Origin of the sequence: Parachitinimonas caeni, assembly GCF_030129945.1 — a bacterium.
GTDB lineage: Bacteria > Pseudomonadota > Gammaproteobacteria > Burkholderiales > Chitinimonadaceae > Parachitinimonas > Parachitinimonas caeni.
The window spans coordinates 46089-62199 of record NZ_JARRAF010000021.1 but is presented as its reverse complement, the minus strand read 5'-3'; the positions used below and the strand labels follow the sequence as shown (position 1 = coordinate 62199).

At 59.6% G+C, this 16111-nt stretch carries 17 protein-coding genes; 11 read left to right on the top strand and 6 right to left on the bottom strand.

What is annotated here, in order from left to right; genetic code table 11:
- Nucleotides 1-13: 13 nt before the first annotated feature.
- Nucleotides 14-2848 carry a PAS domain S-box protein gene (locus PZA18_RS16300; RefSeq protein WP_284101926.1) on the bottom strand — a complete coding sequence of 945 codons (2835 nt, stop codon included), beginning with the start codon at nucleotides 2846-2848 and terminating at the stop codon, nucleotides 14-16.
- Between the two features lie 134 nt (nucleotides 2849-2982).
- Between PZA18_RS16300 and PZA18_RS16295 the strand changes: the two genes are divergently transcribed.
- Nucleotides 2983-3696 carry a ComF family protein gene (locus tag PZA18_RS16295; protein ID WP_284101925.1) on the top strand — a complete coding sequence of 238 codons (714 nt, stop codon included), beginning with the start codon at nucleotides 2983-2985 and terminating at the stop codon, nucleotides 3694-3696.
- Between the two features lie 144 nt (nucleotides 3697-3840).
- Here PZA18_RS16295 and PZA18_RS16290 read toward each other — a convergent pair whose 3' ends face one another.
- Nucleotides 3841-4149 (bottom strand): RnfH family protein, encoded by a 309-nt coding sequence (locus PZA18_RS16290; RefSeq protein ID WP_284101924.1) that lies wholly within the window; start codon nucleotides 4147-4149, stop codon nucleotides 3841-3843.
- 7 nt (nucleotides 4150-4156) lie between these two features.
- Nucleotides 4157-4585, bottom strand: coding sequence for a type II toxin-antitoxin system RatA family toxin (locus PZA18_RS16285; protein ID WP_284101923.1), 429 nt, complete (start codon nucleotides 4583-4585; stop codon nucleotides 4157-4159).
- A 148-nt stretch (nucleotides 4586-4733) separates the two neighbouring features.
- Here PZA18_RS16285 and dnaB point away from each other — a divergent pair, with 148 nt between their 5' ends.
- The 10 genes from dnaB to PZA18_RS16235 all read left to right on the top strand — a co-directional run bounded on the left by dnaB (nucleotide 4734) and on the right by PZA18_RS16235 (nucleotide 13372).
- The gene (gene dnaB, locus PZA18_RS16280) at nucleotides 4734-6137 is read left to right on the top strand and encodes a replicative DNA helicase (RefSeq protein WP_284101922.1); all 1404 of its coding nucleotides are present in this window, start codon (nucleotides 4734-4736) and stop codon (nucleotides 6135-6137) included.
- 58 nt (nucleotides 6138-6195) lie between these two features.
- Nucleotides 6196-7083, top strand: coding sequence for an N-carbamoylputrescine amidase (gene aguB, locus PZA18_RS16275; protein ID WP_284101921.1), 888 nt, complete (start codon nucleotides 6196-6198; stop codon nucleotides 7081-7083).
- Between the two features lie 97 nt (nucleotides 7084-7180).
- Nucleotides 7181-8233, top strand: a complete 1053-nt coding sequence (locus PZA18_RS16270; protein WP_284101920.1) for an agmatine deiminase family protein — start codon at nucleotides 7181-7183, stop codon at nucleotides 8231-8233.
- Nucleotides 8230-8964, top strand: coding sequence for an AzlC family ABC transporter permease (locus PZA18_RS16265; protein WP_284101919.1), 735 nt, complete (start codon nucleotides 8230-8232; stop codon nucleotides 8962-8964). The genes PZA18_RS16270 and PZA18_RS16265 overlap by 4 nt, the downstream gene beginning before the upstream one ends.
- On the top strand, nucleotides 8961-9284 hold the full coding sequence (locus PZA18_RS16260) for an AzlD domain-containing protein (RefSeq protein ID WP_284101918.1): 324 nt from the start codon (nucleotides 8961-8963) through the stop codon (nucleotides 9282-9284). Before PZA18_RS16265 ends, PZA18_RS16260 begins: the two co-directional genes overlap by 4 nt.
- 196 nt (nucleotides 9285-9480) lie before the next feature.
- Nucleotides 9481-10596, top strand: coding sequence for an HD-GYP domain-containing protein (locus tag PZA18_RS16255; protein ID WP_284101917.1), 1116 nt, complete (start codon nucleotides 9481-9483; stop codon nucleotides 10594-10596).
- Nucleotides 10597-10705: 109 nt separating this feature from the next.
- Nucleotides 10706-11365, top strand: a complete 660-nt coding sequence (locus PZA18_RS16250) for an alanyl-tRNA editing protein (protein ID WP_284101916.1) — start codon at nucleotides 10706-10708, stop codon at nucleotides 11363-11365.
- Nucleotides 11366-11570: 205 nt separating this feature from the next.
- On the top strand, nucleotides 11571-11888 hold the full coding sequence (locus PZA18_RS16245) for a PadR family transcriptional regulator (RefSeq protein WP_284101915.1): 318 nt from the start codon (nucleotides 11571-11573) through the stop codon (nucleotides 11886-11888).
- Nucleotides 11885-12475, top strand: coding sequence for a DUF1700 domain-containing protein (locus PZA18_RS16240; RefSeq protein ID WP_284101914.1), 591 nt, complete (start codon nucleotides 11885-11887; stop codon nucleotides 12473-12475). Before PZA18_RS16245 ends, PZA18_RS16240 begins: the two co-directional genes overlap by 4 nt.
- A 144-nt stretch (nucleotides 12476-12619) precedes the next feature.
- Nucleotides 12620-13372 (top strand): substrate-binding periplasmic protein, encoded by a 753-nt coding sequence (locus PZA18_RS16235; protein WP_284101913.1) that lies wholly within the window; start codon nucleotides 12620-12622, stop codon nucleotides 13370-13372.
- On the opposite strand, the gene PZA18_RS16230 is transcribed toward PZA18_RS16235, so the two are convergent.
- Genes PZA18_RS16230 through PZA18_RS16220 form a run of 3 tightly spaced genes read right to left on the bottom strand, consistent with a single transcriptional unit; the run spans nucleotide 13354 to nucleotide 16093 of the window.
- Nucleotides 13354-14493, bottom strand: a complete 1140-nt coding sequence (locus PZA18_RS16230; protein ID WP_284101912.1) for a glycerate kinase — start codon at nucleotides 14491-14493, stop codon at nucleotides 13354-13356. The genes PZA18_RS16235 and PZA18_RS16230 overlap by 19 nt on opposite strands.
- A gap of 51 nt (nucleotides 14494-14544) precedes the next feature.
- A complete protein-coding gene (locus PZA18_RS16225; protein ID WP_284101945.1) occupies nucleotides 14545-15273 on the bottom strand; it encodes a substrate-binding periplasmic protein in 729 nt (242 codons plus the stop codon).
- 52 nt (nucleotides 15274-15325) lie between these two features.
- The gene (locus tag PZA18_RS16220; RefSeq protein WP_284101911.1) at nucleotides 15326-16093 is read right to left on the bottom strand and encodes a substrate-binding periplasmic protein; all 768 of its coding nucleotides are present in this window, start codon (nucleotides 16091-16093) and stop codon (nucleotides 15326-15328) included.
- Nucleotides 16094-16111 lie beyond the last annotated feature (18 nt).

Sequence of the window (16111 nt, the reverse complement as noted above, 5' to 3'; positions counted from 1 at the left end):
TGGCAGACAGCATTCAGTTTCGGGTGGGCAACTCGGAAGGAAGCGGCAATTCCAGGGCGGCACATAAAACGCCTACCAGATGGCGAATCGCGGCCTCGATCGGCTCCACACTCTCCCCAGGTGGCAGATCTTCTGCGCAACGCCGCAAACGCGCTTCGAGTGCCCCGGCATAGTCGGCCACCTCGCCCGCCCCGATTGACGCCGCCGCGCCTTTGAGTGAATGCGCTTCACGTAGCGCCCGCTTCTGATCGCCTTCAACCAAAGCGCTGCGAATGGTCTGCGCCGCGCCGTAGTGTTCGGAAACAAACAGCCGCAGCAGACGCAGGTAGCTTTGCTCCTTGCCGCCGATCAGCTGCAGGCCGGTTTCAATATCCAGGCCCCGTGCCTGCCGTAAGGCAGCCAGCCCGGTCAGCTGGTCGGACGGTGCAAACAAGCCCGACGCCTGCGTCGCGGGGAGCAGCGTTCCCTGCAGCAGGCTTGCCAGCAAGGCATACAGGCGCTCGGGCTGTATCGGTTTGGTCACCACATCGTTCATACCGGCTTGCAGGCAGGCTTGCCGATCCTGTTCGAACGCATCGGCGGTGAGCCCGACAATCGGTATCGTGGCGTAAGCAGGTTCGGCGCGTAGTGCCCGTGTCGCAGTCAGGCCATCCATCTTGGGCATCTGCATATCCATCAGCACCAGATCGAAGGGCTGCTTGCTGGCCATTGCCAGGGCTTCCAGGCCATTGTTGGCAACGCTGGTATGACAATCGAACCCATCCAGCAGCAGTGTGATCAGTTCCTGATTGAGCTTGTTGTCTTCGACGATCAGGATGGACTTGCCATCCAGCGAACGGGACACCTCGACCGCAATATCATTGAGCACCGTTTCATCGGCATTGCTGTCTTCGATATGTGGGCTGGCGGTCTGCGACTGGTCCGGCATTTCAATCCAGAAGGTACTTCCCTGGCCCTCCACGCTATCGACACCAATCCGGCCACCCATCATTTCGATCAGGCGTTTACAGATCGCCAACCCCAGGCCGGTGCCGCCAAAGCGGCGGGTAATGCTGACATCGGCCTGCTCGAAGGGCAGGAACAAGCGCGAGCACTGCTCCTCAGTCAGGCCGATGCCGCTATCGCAGACTTCGAAGCGCAGCCAGTTCGAGCCACCCGCCATCGGCAGGGGCCGCGCCCGGAGCAGAATCGTGCCTTGATGGGTGAATTTGACGGCATTGCTCAGCAAATTCAGCAGAACCTGGCCCAGTCTCACCCGGTCCACCAAAGCGAATTCCGGCAGGCGCCTGTCGATTTGTGTTTCGAGCTGCAGGGCGTTTTCTTCCGCCATCGGCTGAATCATGGCCAGGCTGTCTTGCAGGAATGGCCGTAGTGCTACCCGCTCCGGGTGCAGATCAAGCTTGCCGGCCTCGATTTTCGAGAGATCGAGAATATCGGACAGAATGCCCAGCAACTGGCGGGAAGCAAACGCAATCTTGCCCAGCAGATCACGTTGCCGCTTTGAGCGGGCCTCCCGCATCAACAAATCGGCAAAGCCGAGCACCGCATTCATCGGCGTGCGGATTTCGTGGCTCATATTGGCCAGGAATGCACTTTTGGCACGGGCCGCTGCTTCGGCGCTTTCCTTGGCCCGCAACAACTCACGCGTCCGGTTGACCACCATGTCTTCAAGCTGGGTGCGATAGCGATCCAGCCCCTGCCCAAGCTGCTTCCGCTCGGTGATGTCTTCGTGCAGACCAATGACATGGGTGATCTTGCCGGACTGATCGCGCAATGGCGCAATCGTCAGAAAATCAACATAGACCCCGCCTGTCTTGCGGCGGGCGGTAACCTCGCCGCTCCAGGCCCGGCCTTGCAGAGCCTGACCATAAATATCGCGCCAGGTGACCAGGGTGCGCGAATGCACATGGATCAGCTCCAGCGACTGGCCAACCAGCTCATCCCAGCGATAGCCCGTCATCGCCAAGCCAACATGATTGGCATAGACCACAATGTGATGAACATCCGTCAGAAACACGCCGGATGGCGCCTGTGCCAGTGCCTGTGCATACAGATGGGTCTCCGCTTCCTGCACCGGGCTAGCGGGCCGGATGGTCAGTACATAGTGGCCCGCTTCCATGCCGGCCATCACCAACTGCGCCGACAGTTCCACCGGCAGGCGCCGCCCATCGCGGCATACCGCCTGGCCGTGGAGGCTCTGGGCCGAAGACCCGGTCCTGGCCAGAAATCGCCAGTACTCGGGCTGGTCGGCCTCAGGCAGCAGCGCGTACAAAGCCAAGCCCCGGATTTCCGCCTGGGTGTACCCAAGCAGATGGCAAGCAGCCACGTTGGCAAACTGCAGCCGCATATGCGGATTGACGGTGATCAGCGCATCCGGTGTCGCATCGAACAGCGCATGAAAGTACCGATGACCGAACGATGCCTCCTGCGCCTGGCGCATTGAGGCAGACATATCAATGATGCAGCCTGTTACCGCCCAATCGACAGCGGGATGAGAAGCAGACCCCGCCAGCGCGGCGTCGTAGACCCAGATCCAGCCGCCCGCAGCGTGCTGCAAGCGGTACTGCACACAGTAGTCGTTACGGCGCCCGGCAGCATAATCCGCACCAGCAAGCTCAACCCCGGCGCGATCAGCAGGATGCACCCATTCCATCCAGCCCTGCCGATTCGTCGGCAGCTGTGCTGGCCCGCAGCCAAGGATCGTTGCCAAGGCCGCCCCAAACTGGACTTCGCCCGACAGCGGCAGCCAGCGCCAGCTTACCGGCGCTACGGCACTGAACGGCAGGGTCTGCCCGAAGTCCCCCTCAGGCAGACCTGTCCACTGTGGGGATAACAAAGGCAGCGGCATGGTCATCAATCAGCAAGCGTCAACTTTCAAGGTAGGTGAAATTTGCGGTAACCCAAACCTGGGTTCTGTTGAAGCGGCCCATATATAACGAAACTCAGGAAGCATTCCTTCGCCAGCGCCGTTGACATTGCCTCATGCTGAAAGCTACTGCCTTGATTGATCTGATTCTGCCGGCCAGTTGCCTGCTATGCAGCGACCAGGCAGCGCGCGATGGTCTGTGCCTGGACTGCCATGCCGATCTGCCCTGGCTAGACGGCCCGCATTGCCCGCGCTGCGCCATCCCGACACCGCTGGGCGAAGTCTGCGGCGACTGCCTGCAACACCCTCCGGCTTTCGACCGCAGCTACGCCGCGCTCTGCTATCAATGGCCGGTGGATGCGTTGATCGGACATCTCAAATACGGCGGGGACTGGTCATTGGCGCATCCTCTGGGCGCCTGGCTTGCCCACATCGCCACGGCTGATCATTGCGCACCGGACTGCCTGATCGCCATGCCGCTGCATCCGGCCCGGCAAAAGTTGCGAGGATTCAATCAGTCACTCGAAATCGCCAAAGTGCTGGCAAGACAATGGCGACGGCCGATTCATCCATCCATTGAGCGACTGGTCGATACCCCATCGGCCGCCGGGGCACATCGGGAAGACCGGGCACGGCAGGTCAAAGGGGCATTCCGCCTCAGGCAACCTTTATCCGGGCAGCGCGTGGTTCTGGTCGATGATGTGATGACAACCGGTGCCACCGCCAACGAGTGCGCAGCGGCAATCAAGGCCGCAGGCGCGGCGGAGGTCGAAGTCTGGGTGGTGGCGCGCACATTGAAGCGTGGCGGAATGGGGAATCCGGCGGGCTAAGTGGCTGTCAGACACTGCTGTAGGTTCTGTTGACGTAAGGTTTACCGTCGCGCCGGGGCGAGGCTAGGCAGGGTAAGCGCGGTTTAGCGAGCTAAATAAGCGAACCCTAACGACGCCTTGCCCCAAAAATCGACCCGGCGCGACTCAGTCGTCGTCGCTACGCCGGCCTTCCTTGGCGGCAGTGGCACGTTGACGCCGCACTTCCTTCGGATCGGCCTGCAGCGGGCGATAGATTTCAATCCGGTCATGGGCACGCAGCAGGGTATCGGGTTTGACCGCCCGGCTGAAAATCCCGAGCTTGTTCTGGGTAAGATCAATCTCGGGAAACTCTTGCAGCATCCCGGACTGACGTACCGCCATCTCGGCGGTACAGCCTTCGTCAACCATGAGTTTGATGATCAATTGCCGCTCTGGCCGGGCATAGGCCACTTCCACTTCGAATTGCTTGCTCATGGCTGACTCATATAAAGCGCTTTTCTGCCTGCTTGACGAAGGCATCGACAAAGCTGTTGGCAATCTTGTTGAAAACCGGCCCCACCAGGTTTTCCAGTGTGCGGTTGGCGAATTCGTATTCCAGCTCGAAGACCACCTTGCAGGCATTCTCGGCCAGAGGCACAAAACGCCAGGCCCCGGTCAGATTACGGAAAGGCCCGTCTTTCAACTCCAGACTGATCTGGTTGTCTGACTTGCGGTTTTCAGTGGTGAACTGTTGCCGCAGCCCCAGATAGTCTATGCCCAGTGTAGCGACGGTCCACAGATCATCGCGCGAGTGAACTTCGGAAAAGCCACACCAAGGCAGGAAGCCGGGATAATCTTCCACCCGGTCTACCAGTTCGAACATCTGGGCAGCCGAAAATTCGACCAGTACCAACTTTTTGATTTGAGGCATGGAACAACGTGGTCAGGAAGTGGATTCCGCTCACGACGCTGCCAGCACTAACGGGCTTAGCGCCCCATAGCAGCGATTGATCTCGTGAACTCATGACCCATACGGGCTAGAATGTCGGCCCCCCGGAATTACCCAAGGCACCGTAAAAATGACCGAGCATCCTAACGCCAGCGTGCCAGACCCGCAACTTGAAAACCTGCGGACCCCCCCGCATTCCATCGAAGCCGAGCAGTCGGTACTGGGGGGGCTGCTGCTGGAAAACAGCGCCTGGGACAAGATCGCAGACGTCGTCACCGAGGCGGATTTTTATCGAGAAGACCACCGGCTGATCTATCGCCACATTTCCCGTCTGATCGAGCACGGCCGTCCGGCAGATGTGATCACGGTGCAGGAATCGCTCGACACCGCCAACGAGCTGGCCTATATCGGCGGCCTGGCCTATCTCGGCTCCTTGGTCCAGAACACCCCGTCGGCGGCCAACATCCGCCGCTATGCCGAAATCGTGCGGGAACGCTCGATCATGCGGCGGCTGGCTGCGGTGGGTGCCGAAATTGCCGATTCGGCCTACAACCCGGCCGGACGCGAAGCGGCCGAGCTGCTTGATCAGGCTGAGTCGAAAGTCTTCGAGATTGCCGAGCAGTCTGCCCGAGGCAAGCAGGGCTTTCTGGATATGCCGGTCGTTCTGAAAGAGGTGGTCGAGCGTATCGACATGCTCTACAGCCGGGATAATCCCAACGACGTGACCGGGATTCCGACAGGTTTTACCGACCTGGATGCGATGACCTCCGGCCTGCAGAAAGGCGATCTGATCATCGTCGCCGGCCGCCCGTCGATGGGTAAGACGGCGTTCTCGATCAATATTGCCGAGAACATTGCAGTTGATTCGGGCTTGCCGGTGGCGATTTTTTCGATGGAAATGGGCGGCGCCCAGCTGGCCATGCGGATGATCGGCTCGATTGGCCGGCTGGATCAGCACAAAATCAAAACCGGCCGGCTCGAAGATGATGACTGGCAGAAACTGACCTATGCCGTAGGCAAACTGTCGGAAGCCCCGATGTTCATCGACGAAACCGCAGCGCTCACCGCGCTGGAACTGCGAGCGCGGGCCCGACGGCTGGCACGGCAGTTCGGTGGCCAGCTCGGCCTGATCGTCATTGACTATATGCAGTTGATGTCCGGTTCGGGCCGGGATCAGAACCGGGCAACCGAGCTGGGCGAAATTTCGCGCTCGCTCAAAGGTCTGGCCAAGGAACTGCAGGTGCCGGTCATCGCCCTGTCGCAGCTGTCACGGAGTGTGGAGCAGCGAACCGACAAACGACCGATGATGTCTGACCTGCGCGAATCCGGTGCGATCGAGCAGGATGCTGACTTGATCCTGTTCATGTACCGCGATGAATACTACAACCCCGACTCTCCCGATAAAGGGCTGGCCGAGGTGATTATCGGCAAGCACCGTAACGGCCCCACAGGCCGGGTACGGATGGCCTTTCTGGGCCATTATTCACGTTTTGAAGATGCCGCCATTCCGGGTGGAGGCTGGTCGTCGGAGTAAACCCGCCAGCCCCCATTTTCTTTGCGGAATTCTGATTTCATTTCCAGGAGACACCACCATGCGTCAAGTAACCGTAGCGGCCACCCAGATGACAGCAGGCGACTGGGATCGCGAACTCAATATCCAGCGCGCGGAGCGCCTGGTACGGGAAGCCGCCAAGCGCGGTGCGAATGTGATCCTGATCCAGGAGCTGTTCGAGCTGCCCTATTTCTGTACCGAGCAGTTTGCCGGCCACTTCGAGCACGCCCGCCCACTCGAAGGCAACCCGACCATCGCCCGCTTCGCCCGCCTGGCACAAGAGCTGCAGGTAGTATTGCCGGTCAGTTTCTTCGAGCAGGCCGGTCGCGTGTTCTACAACTCGGTGGCCATGATTGATGCTGACGGTTCGATTCTCGGGGTCTATCGCAAGTCGCATATTCCTGACGGCCCCGGCTACAGCGAAAAGTTCTACTTCAGCCCCGGCGACACCGGTTTCAAAGTTTGGTCTACCCGCTTTGGCATCATCGGCGTCGGCATCTGCTGGGACCAGTGGTTCCCGGAAACCGCCCGCTGCATGGCCTTGATGGGCGCCGAAATCCTGCTGTACCCCACTGCAATCGGGTCTGAGCCCCAAGACGCCAGCCTGGATTCGGCCGCCCACTGGACCCGCACCATGCAAGGCCATGCCGCCGCCAACGTCATGCCGCTGATCGCCAGCAACCGGATCGGTACCGAACAGGGCCAGAACTTTGCCCAGACGTATTACGGCAGCTCTTTCATCGCCGACCATACCGGCGCACTGGTGCAGCAAGCCAACCGTACCGACGAAACCATCCTGACCCATACCTTTGATCTGGATGCGATCCGCAAGGTGCGCCAATCCTGGGGCGTGTTCCGCGACCGCCGGCCAGATCTGTACTGGCCTATTCTGACCCTGGATGGCAGCCACCCGCACGCCGCCAGTTAAGCCGATACCTGGCCGCCAACTTTGGTCGGCCAGTTACTTGAATGAATTGGGCGCCAGCCCAAAAATATCCTTGCCTGCATTGATGACGGAGATTTCCATGTTGAGTCCCATTACCCCGGCCAGCCTTGGCTTTTCCATGCCTGCCGAGTGGACCGCCCACGAGCGCTGCTGGCTGGCGTTTCCCTGCCGGGAAGAGCTGTGGGGAGGGGAGGCCGAGCTGACCCGCGCCCGAGTGGCCTATGCCAAAGTGGCGCAAGCCATCAATGAGTTCGAAGCTGTCTGCATGGTGGCCCGCCCCGAAGATGCCACGCTGGCGCGTTCGCTCTGCGGGAGCAATATCGAAGTCATGGAGCTGCCGATCGACGACTCGTGGATGCGCGACCAAGGCCCGACCTTCGTCACCAATGCCAAAGGCGAAGTCGCTGGCGTGGACTGGATTTTCAACTGCTGGGGCGGCCTGTTCCCCGATTTTGAAAACGATGCCGCCGTCGCGGGCCGCATGCTGGACGCCATCGGTGCCAGCCGGTTTGAAGCGCCGCTGGTACTGGAAGGCGGTGCGTTCCATGTCGATGGTCGCGGCAGCCTGCTGACCACCGCGCAATGTCTACTGCACCCTAACCGCAACCCACGCCTGAGCCGCGAGCAGATCGAGCAAATGTTGTGCAGCTATCTGGGCGTGCGCAATATCATCTGGTTGGGTAATGGTCTGTTTGATGACCACACCGATGGCCACGTCGATGACATCGCCTGCTTCGTCAACGAGACCACGATTCTGGCCCAGCGTTGCGACGACCCGTTCCGCCCCAATTACGCCGCCTGGCAGGACAACCAGCGTCGGCTGGCGGCGGCGCGTGACGTAGAGGGCAAACCTTATCAGGTTGTCACCCTGCCCGAGCCGGCACCCCGCCATCTGGCAGATGCCAAGAACCATTACGTCTCGCTGTCCTACGTCAACTTCTACCCCGCCAATGGCGGCATCGTGATGCCGGTGTTCGGTGACCCGTCTGATGACGAAGCTGTCGGCGTGATTCGCGAGCTGTTTCCGCAGCGCAAGGTCATCACCCTGCCTGTTGCCGAGATTTTCGGTGGGGGGGGTGGCATCCACTGCATCACGCAGCAGCAACCCGCCGGCCCTCTGGCCAAGCTATGAGTGACCACACCAGCCTGCAGGCAAGCCGCCGCAGCGAATTTCTGGCAGGAGCCCGTGATTCGCTGCCCATGCTGATCGGCGCCGCACCGTTCGGCATGATCTTTGGTGCGCTGGCCGAACAGTCTGGTGTCTCGACGCTGGGTGCCTTGGCCATGTCGGCCTTGGTCTTTGCCGGCTCCTCGCAGTTCATTGCTCTGACCTTGTTCAAGGGTCATGCCGCACTGGGGGTGATCTGGCTCACCACGCTCATCGTCAATCTGCGGCACGCCTTGTATTCGGTAACCTTGCTGCCGCATGTGGGCAAGCTGTCACAGCGCTGGCGGCTGCCTCTGGCGTTCGGCCTGACCGACGAGACCTTCGCGGTAGTCCAGCATCGCTACAACAGCCACGATCCCTCCCCTTACAAGCATTGGTATTACCTGGGTTCTGTGCTGGCCATGTACAGCAACTGGCAGCTCTGGACGGCCGCCGGTCTGATTCTGGGTCAGTCGGTGAAGGGGCTGGAAAATCTGGGGCTGGATTTTGCGATGGTCGCCACCTTTGTCGGCATCGTCGTACCCATGCTGAAGACTCCTGCCATGCGCTGGGCTGCCCTGGCAGCCGCCGTCGTTGCCCTTGCCGCGCACGGGCTTCCTTACAAACTCGGTTTGATGCTGGCCGCCCTGGCCGGCGTCGTCACAGGCGTCTGGTGTGAAAGCCGGCAAACCCCCAGACAGGACCATGCCGGATGACCGAATTCCTGACCATTGTTGGCATGGCGGTGTTGACCTTCGCCATTCGCTACCTGCCATATGCCTTCGGCGGCAGACTGGTGTTTCCGCCGGCGCTGCAGGCCGCTTTGCGCTATGTGCCCGTGGCGGTGCTGACTGCGATCATCGTGCCCACTGTCCTGCTGCCCGATGGTAGCCACTGGCAGCTCAGCTGGCGCAATCCCGCCATCATTGGTTCGCTGGCCAGTGCCCTCATCGTCTGGCGCACCCGTCACCTGCTGGCCGCCATTGGCGGTGGCATGCTGATCTACTTCGGCTGGCGCTGGCTGTTTCTGGTGTAAACGCCCCGCCCCCTCGGATTGCCCGCCGTAACACGGCAAGCTGGTTCACCCGGTTTTCATCGCATATAAATAAAAGAGTGCGTCACACCTGACCCTTGCGCGATGCGGACGTCGGCGTATCCGCCTGATGCGGCACGATCCCATCCCCCCTTGCAGGCGATGTCATGGGTAGCGCGCAACGCTGAGAGGAGAGCCCATGTCTGGCTTGCATGAGCTGCAAGAGCCCGGTCCCTTGTCTGCCAAGCTGCACTATCTGCTGCACGCCATGCAGAAGAAGTATCCGGCGGTTGAGCGACTCGCCATTGCGCTCTATGACCCCGGCAGCGATTGGGTGAAGACCTTTGTAGCGATCGAAAGGGAAGCCAATCCTTTGCCGTTCTACCATGCCCGGCTAAGGGACACGACGTGGTTGCAAGCCGTTGCCACCAGCCAGTCCCCGCGGGTCATCAACGATTTCTCGGTGCTCGAAGACAGCAACAAGCGTCACGTCCAGGCCCTGCTGGCCGTTGGTTATCGTGCCAGCTACACGGTGCCAATGTGCGTGAACGGCCAGTTCTTTGGCTTTGTGTTCTTCAATTCATGCACGCCCGGCTTGTTTCAAGGCGCGCTGCTGGCCGAGCTGGACATGCTGGCGCACTTTGCCAGCCTGCTCGTCTACAACGAACACGCGAATGTCCGTACCTTGCTGGCAACGCTCAAATCCGCCATGAACATGGCCCGGGCGCGCGATCCGGAAACCGGCAACCATCTGGAACGCATGTCGCGCTATGCCCGACTGATCGCCCAGCAGATCGGCGCAGCGTTCGGCCAGGACGATAGTTTTGTCGAGCATGTCTATCTATTTGCTCCCCTGCATGATCTGGGCAAGATCACCATCCCCGACCAGGTTCTGCTCAAACCCGGCCCCCTCAACGCCGAAGAACAAGTCATCATGCGCGAGCACGCCCGTGCCGGGCTGACACTGGTCGAGCAGATTCTGGAGAACTTCGGCCTGGCAGGTGTCGGTCAGATCCACCTGCTGCGCAATATCATCCTGCATCACCACGAGCTTTTCGATGGTAGCGGCTACCCGGACGGGCTCGCTGGTGACAACATCCCGCTGGAATCGCGCATCGTGACCGTTGCCGATGTCTTCGATGCTCTCACCAGCCAACGCCCCTACAAGCAGGCTTGGCCCAATGAGCAAGCTTTTGACTGGCTGCAACAGCAGTCCGGCCGGCTCTTCGACCCCCGTTGCATCCATGCCCTGCTAAGCTGCCAGGATGAAATCGAGCATATCCAGCATTGCTTTGCCGAGAATATCTACGGCTGAACCGGTTTGATCACCGCCCCGCCAGATGGGGCTTTTAGTCAACCGCTTGCGCTGGATGCGCCAGGCGAGTGCATACTGCCAGCTCATCCCAAACGCCTTTCGCCAAGCCATGACTGAGCGCATTTTCTGGCAAGACCCCTACTTAACCCGCTTGACCGCCCAAGTCATTGCGGTTGACGGAGCCGACCTTGTGCTCGACCGCACCATCTTTTTTGCCTTTTCAGGCGGCCAGGAAAGCGATACCGGCCGTATTGCCGGGCTGACAGTCGAGTCTGCCCGCAAGCAGGAAAATGGCAGCATTGTTTATACCCTTCCGATGCCCCATGGCCTGCAAACCGGCCAGCGGGTTGAGGTGGAAATCGACTGGCCGCGCCGTTATCGCTTGATGCGACTGCATTTCGCTGCCGAGCTGGTATTGGAATTGATCTGCCAACGGCTACCCGGCGTTGAAAAAATCGGCGCGCATATTGCTGAAGACAAAGCCCGCATCGACTTTGCCTGGCACGAGAATGTCAGCGCATTGTTTCCCGAACTCAGCGCTGCCATCGCAGCCATCGTCGCAGCCGACCACCCGATCCGTACGGGCTTCAGCGACGAAGCAACCGGTCGCCGTTATTGGGAAATCACCGGGCTCGCACGCGTCCCGTGCGGCGGAACCCATGTGCGCAGCACAGCCGAAATCGGCCCGCTCTCACTCAAGCGCCGTAACGTCGGCAAGGGCAAAGAGCGCATTGAAGTCAGCCTCAATCACGATATTGGGCTCTGTTGACGTTTTATTTTCGGATCGCGTTTCGCCGGATTTGGGCCTGATCAAAAAGATACCCCTGTAATCAACAGTCAAACATTTATTAAAAATCAAATACCTACTTCGCAGCATCAATAGCTCCTGCCAGTTCAATTCATAAGAAGGTACCTTGCATAGCAAAGTACCTGTCTATACACTGGAGTCCTGATCAAGCGGGAGGGTCTGCCAGGTGAAAACTCAGTTGAAAAAGGGCGTGCTGGAAATGTGCGTGCTGGCGCTGCTGGAACAGCACGATAGCTACGCCTACGAAATTGTCTCGACGCTGGCAGATAGCGTGGAAATGAGCGAAGGCACCATCTACCCGCTGATGCGACGCCTGCAGAATGATGGGCTGGTCAGCACCTATCTGGTCGAATCCGATGCAGGTCCGCCGCGCAAGTATTACCGGCTGGAGGCCAAGGGGCTGGAAACCCTGCAGGCGATGAAGTCGGAGTGGTCTGGTTTTCTGGCAGAGGTCAACAAGATCGTGGGAGCAAACAAATCATGAATCAGGACAGTTTCATCAGGAGCTTGCGCGGCGAGCTGAAGGGCCTTGACCCCCATGAGATCGAAGATATCGTGGCTGACTATTGCGAGTATTTCCGCGATGGCATCGCGAGCGGCCGCACCGAAGAAGACATTGCCAGCTCGCTGGGCAACCCACGGCATCTGGTGCGCGAATTGCGGGCAGAGTCCAGCATCAAGCAGTGGGAAGAGCGCAAGTCAGGGGGAAACTTTGTCCGCATGCTGGGGGCTTTGGTCGGCCTCGGGTTTCTCAATCTGATACTGCTGGGACCGGTGCTGGCAATCATCACCGTGCTGTTTGCGCTATTCGTCGCGTCGATTGCGCTGCTGATCGCCGGGGTAGCGGCCTTGCTGGTCGCCGCACCGGGTTCCGGGCTTGATCAGCTGGTCACCATCAATCTGCCCGATCTGGATATGTCCAGCGAAGACTCGGCCGCCTTTGTCGGTCTGATTCTGGTATTCGTCGGCAGCGCCTGGACGATCCTCAACTACTATTTGAGCAAGTGGACTGGCACCTTGCTGATCAAATACGCGCGGCTCAACTTCCAGCTGATCAAAGGCACCGCCTGAGCACAGTGAAGCGCGAAGGGAGTGCTGAAAAAACCGGCACTCCCCTGGCCCTACCTCACGGCTGGCAGCAATTTTGCCTGCAGCTTCTAAGCTGGAGTAATACGGGTGAGCTGTTCACCCCCTTACTGCACAGGAGACCTCGCAATGACCGCTCGCTACGCCCTCTCTCTGCTGGCCCTTTGCTGCAGCACCAGTGTTCTGGCTGCTGGCAAACCCAAGGAAATCACCTGCTATTCCGATACCTTCGCGCCCTATGTGTTGAGCGCAGATGGCAAGATCACGGGTATTGATGTCGATACTATCGACGAGGTGGGCAAGCGGATTGGCGTGAAGATCAATTTCAAGCTGTTACCGTGGGTAAGGCTGGAAGAAGACATCAAGAAAGGGGCTGGCAGCGAAGTGGAATGCGCCTATGCCTATGGCCGCACACCCGAGCGTGAAGCTTATATGGACTTCACCACCGTACCGCTGCACGTTACGGCTTACACGCTGTTTGCCCGCAAGGATGCCAATATCGCCTACAAGAGCCTGGCTGATATGAAAGGCAAATCGGTCGGTCTGCGGCGTGGCTTCAAGGCCCCTCCCGAATTTGAAGAAGCCGTGAAATCCGGCCAGATCAAGGTAGAGGAAATCGACAAGGATGAGCAGAACCTGCAGAAACTATCGAGCGGCCGTATCGACGCCATCCTCACCAATCAGGACGTAGGCCGTTATACCGCAGGCCAGCTGAAGATCAGCAACATCATGCCGCTATCGCCGCCGGTCAAATCAACCCCGACCTTTCTGATCTTCAACAAAGCCAAGGGCCATGCCGGACTGGCCGCAGAGTTCGACAAGGCGCTCAAAGCCATTCAGGCCGACAAGACCTACGAAAAGCTTTACGACAAGTACATGTGATAGCGGCCGCCAAGCATGAACAGCCGGGTCAGCGACTCGGCTGCATCGGCAACCAGTACAGCCGCTTCAGACCGGGCCTGATCAAGCGTCTGCGGGCCGTTGCAGATAGAGAAATATCCAGCAAAACGTTGGGCGAGCACCGTACGAGCCTGGCGATCTACTGCACCACTAAGTAGCGTAACCGGTACCCTGGCCTCGGCGGCCAGTTCGGCCACGCGCCAGGGTGCTTTGCCGAGGGTTGTCTGTTGGTCGGTCCGGCCTTCGCCCGTAAGCACCCATTGCGCGCCAGTCAGCGCCTCAGCCAGACCATTCAAAGCCGCCACGGCGGCACTGCCGCTGCGATACTCCCCGCCCAAGGTCAACAGGGCAAAGCCCAACCCTCCAGCAGCGCCGGCGCCAGCCGATTCATGCCAGGGCGCTCCGGAATGCGGCATCACCTGCTGCGCCCAATGCGCCAATCGCGCATCGAAGGTCGCGAGATCGGCAGCATCTGCGCCTTTCTGCGGCCCAAATACGAAGGTCGCGCCTTGCGGGCCACACAGGGGGCTGGTCACGTCCGACATCAACACCAGACGTACATGCTGCAGACGCGGGTCCAGCAGGTGCCAGTCGAGCCGCGCCAGATGAGCCAAGCCCGCCAATGTTGCCGGCAGAGCCTGGCCGTGTGCGTCGAGCAGACGCAAGCCCAGCGCAGCCAGGCATCCCGCACCACCATCATTACACCCTGTTCCACCCAAGCCGAGCCAGATTTCCCGGGCGCCTGCATCCAATGCTGCGGTAATCAACTCGCCCACACCCCGGCTGCTTCGTTCGGCCAAGGGCAGATCACCCACCTGATGCAAACCCACTACTTCGGCCGTCTCCAGAATGGCGATTCCCTCCCGCCACAGCCAGCGGGCTTCGACCGGTTTGCCATCAAAACCGCTGACGCAGGATTGCCGCCACACCACATGCCCGGCAGCAGCAATGGCCTCCAGCGTACCTTCCCCGCCATCTGCCATCGGCCGCCACAGCAACTCCGCTGCGGGCCAAGCCCGCAGAATGCCCTCTGCCATCGCACGGCAAACGGCCGTCGCCGACAATGAACCCTTGAATGAATCTGGCGCCAGTACCACACGCATAGCCTGTATTCCCCTCGTTGGCATTGCCGGAGGCAGGCGCGGTGTCACCTATCAATCCGGCAAATCGTATTCGTAATTTTTTAAAATCCGGGCATAGGTGCCATCTTTCTTGATAGCTTCCAGCGCCCCTTTCCACTTGGCGGCCTCAGCAGCATCGAAGTTCAACGATGACGCCAGGAAAATATTGATGCGGCTGCCGACTGCACCACTACGCAACAGCTTGCGATCCAGACCAGCCACCTTCTGCCCCTGCATCACCGAGTTGCGAGCACCAATCCAGGCATCAATCCGCCCACCGGCCAGCTTCTTGGCATTGACGTCTTCCTGCGTCACGTCCTCAATCTTGGCCAAGCCCTTCTCTTTGGCGATCCGCTCCCCAACCGATGCACGCATGACACCGATCCGCAGATCTTTGGCAGCCTCGAAGCTTGAGATATCCACCTTGGAATTACTGGCGGCAAACAGTAAAAACTCTTCCTCTACCAAGCCGGTCACCCAGCCATAAGACTTCTCTCTGGCCTCATTGCGGCCAATCGGAATCAACAGCATGTTCGGCTCGGTTTTACCCATCTCGATAGCCCGGACAAAAGGCACCATCTCGATCTTGCCAGAATGCCCCACCCGCTTGGCCATCTCCTTGAATAAATCGTACGCGACCCCTTTTTCGACACCATTGTCCCGATAGACGAACGGTGGCACTTCTCCCGCCACCAATCTGACTTCGGCATGGGCAAACACGACACTGCCGCTCAGTAGCACAGCAATCAGGCACTTGGTCATGGCGTTCACGTCAAACTCCTTTTGAATGGGGACAACAAGGCGCCAGCGCCACTCATCGCGGCATCCGGCTTAATTGGTAACGGTCAAGAATCGCGTCGATCCGACCTGCGACCACCAGTCGTTTCAGCGCTGCATTGATCTTGTCGAGGGAATACGGTGACTGTGGCGAGACCGCACAATAGGTTGGGGTAGCGGAGAACAACATAGGCTGCACCGTAAATGACTTTTCATGCCCCGGATTGCGGTGCAGATAGTCGGCAATAACCGGTTCTGCCTGTACCAGCAGGTCAGCCAGACCACGTATAACCAGCCGGAACTGGGCATCGACCTTGGTTTCATCAAGGCGGGTTACCGCCCCATTGGCCTCAAGCGATTGCAGCGATGGGTACACATACCCCAGCATCAGCGCGACTCTCCGGCCACGAAAATCTTCGATCTGATTAATCTGCAGCCCCTGCCGGGTCAGCGTAACGACCCGCTCTACCTGCGGCATGACCGGATCAGACCAGAGCAGGGCATCCCGCGCCTGGGCCCACTGCGGATTGAAATAGCAACCAATATGCGCCTTGCCACCCAGCAAGGTTGGCTCCAGCCGTTTGCGCGAGACAGCCATATGCCGAACCTTGACCGCCAGTTCCTGCCCGAGCGCATCCACCACTTCGATCAGCGCCCCGGCCTCCGCCTGGTTACCTTGGCTAAGAATCACCATCGGCGGCGTCAGCGCATCGACATAAACATGAATCAGCTCACTGGCTGCCTTAGCCGGCGAACTGACACACAGCCCCGCCCACACCAGCCATTGCCAACGAAGAATGCACATGACGAGCCTCATGTTGCA

Excerpts from the sequence above, each read along its gene's own strand:
- PZA18_RS16285 (WP_284101923.1), bottom strand. The coding sequence starts at position 4,585 with ATGCCTCAAATCAAAAAGTTGGTACTGGTCGAATTTTCGGCTGCCCAG.
- PZA18_RS16300 (WP_284101926.1), bottom strand. The coding sequence starts at position 2,848 with ATGCCGCTGCCTTTGTTATCCCCACAGTGGACAGGTCTGCCTGAGGGG.
- PZA18_RS16290 (WP_284101924.1), bottom strand. The coding sequence starts at position 4,149 with ATGAGCAAGCAATTCGAAGTGGAAGTGGCCTATGCCCGGCCAGAGCGG.
- PZA18_RS16260 (WP_284101918.1), top strand. The coding sequence starts at position 8,961 with ATGACCGAATTCCTGACCATTGTTGGCATGGCGGTGTTGACCTTCGCC.
- PZA18_RS16295 (WP_284101925.1), top strand. The coding sequence starts at position 2,983 with ATGCTGAAAGCTACTGCCTTGATTGATCTGATTCTGCCGGCCAGTTGC.
- PZA18_RS16230 (WP_284101912.1), bottom strand. The coding sequence starts at position 14,493 with ATGCGTGTGGTACTGGCGCCAGATTCATTCAAGGGTTCATTGTCGGCG.
- PZA18_RS16255 (WP_284101917.1), top strand. The coding sequence starts at position 9,481 with ATGTCTGGCTTGCATGAGCTGCAAGAGCCCGGTCCCTTGTCTGCCAAG.
- PZA18_RS16265 (WP_284101919.1), top strand. The coding sequence starts at position 8,230 with ATGAGTGACCACACCAGCCTGCAGGCAAGCCGCCGCAGCGAATTTCTG.
- PZA18_RS16250 (WP_284101916.1), top strand. The coding sequence starts at position 10,706 with ATGACTGAGCGCATTTTCTGGCAAGACCCCTACTTAACCCGCTTGACC.
- PZA18_RS16270 (WP_284101920.1), top strand. The coding sequence starts at position 7,181 with ATGTTGAGTCCCATTACCCCGGCCAGCCTTGGCTTTTCCATGCCTGCC.
- PZA18_RS16235 (WP_284101913.1), top strand. The coding sequence starts at position 12,620 with ATGACCGCTCGCTACGCCCTCTCTCTGCTGGCCCTTTGCTGCAGCACC.
- PZA18_RS16225 (WP_284101945.1), bottom strand. The coding sequence starts at position 15,273 with ATGACCAAGTGCCTGATTGCTGTGCTACTGAGCGGCAGTGTCGTGTTT.
- aguB (WP_284101921.1), top strand. The coding sequence starts at position 6,196 with ATGCGTCAAGTAACCGTAGCGGCCACCCAGATGACAGCAGGCGACTGG.
- PZA18_RS16240 (WP_284101914.1), top strand. The coding sequence starts at position 11,885 with ATGAATCAGGACAGTTTCATCAGGAGCTTGCGCGGCGAGCTGAAGGGC.
- PZA18_RS16220 (WP_284101911.1), bottom strand. The coding sequence starts at position 16,093 with ATGTGCATTCTTCGTTGGCAATGGCTGGTGTGGGCGGGGCTGTGTGTC.
- dnaB (WP_284101922.1), top strand. The coding sequence starts at position 4,734 with ATGACCGAGCATCCTAACGCCAGCGTGCCAGACCCGCAACTTGAAAAC.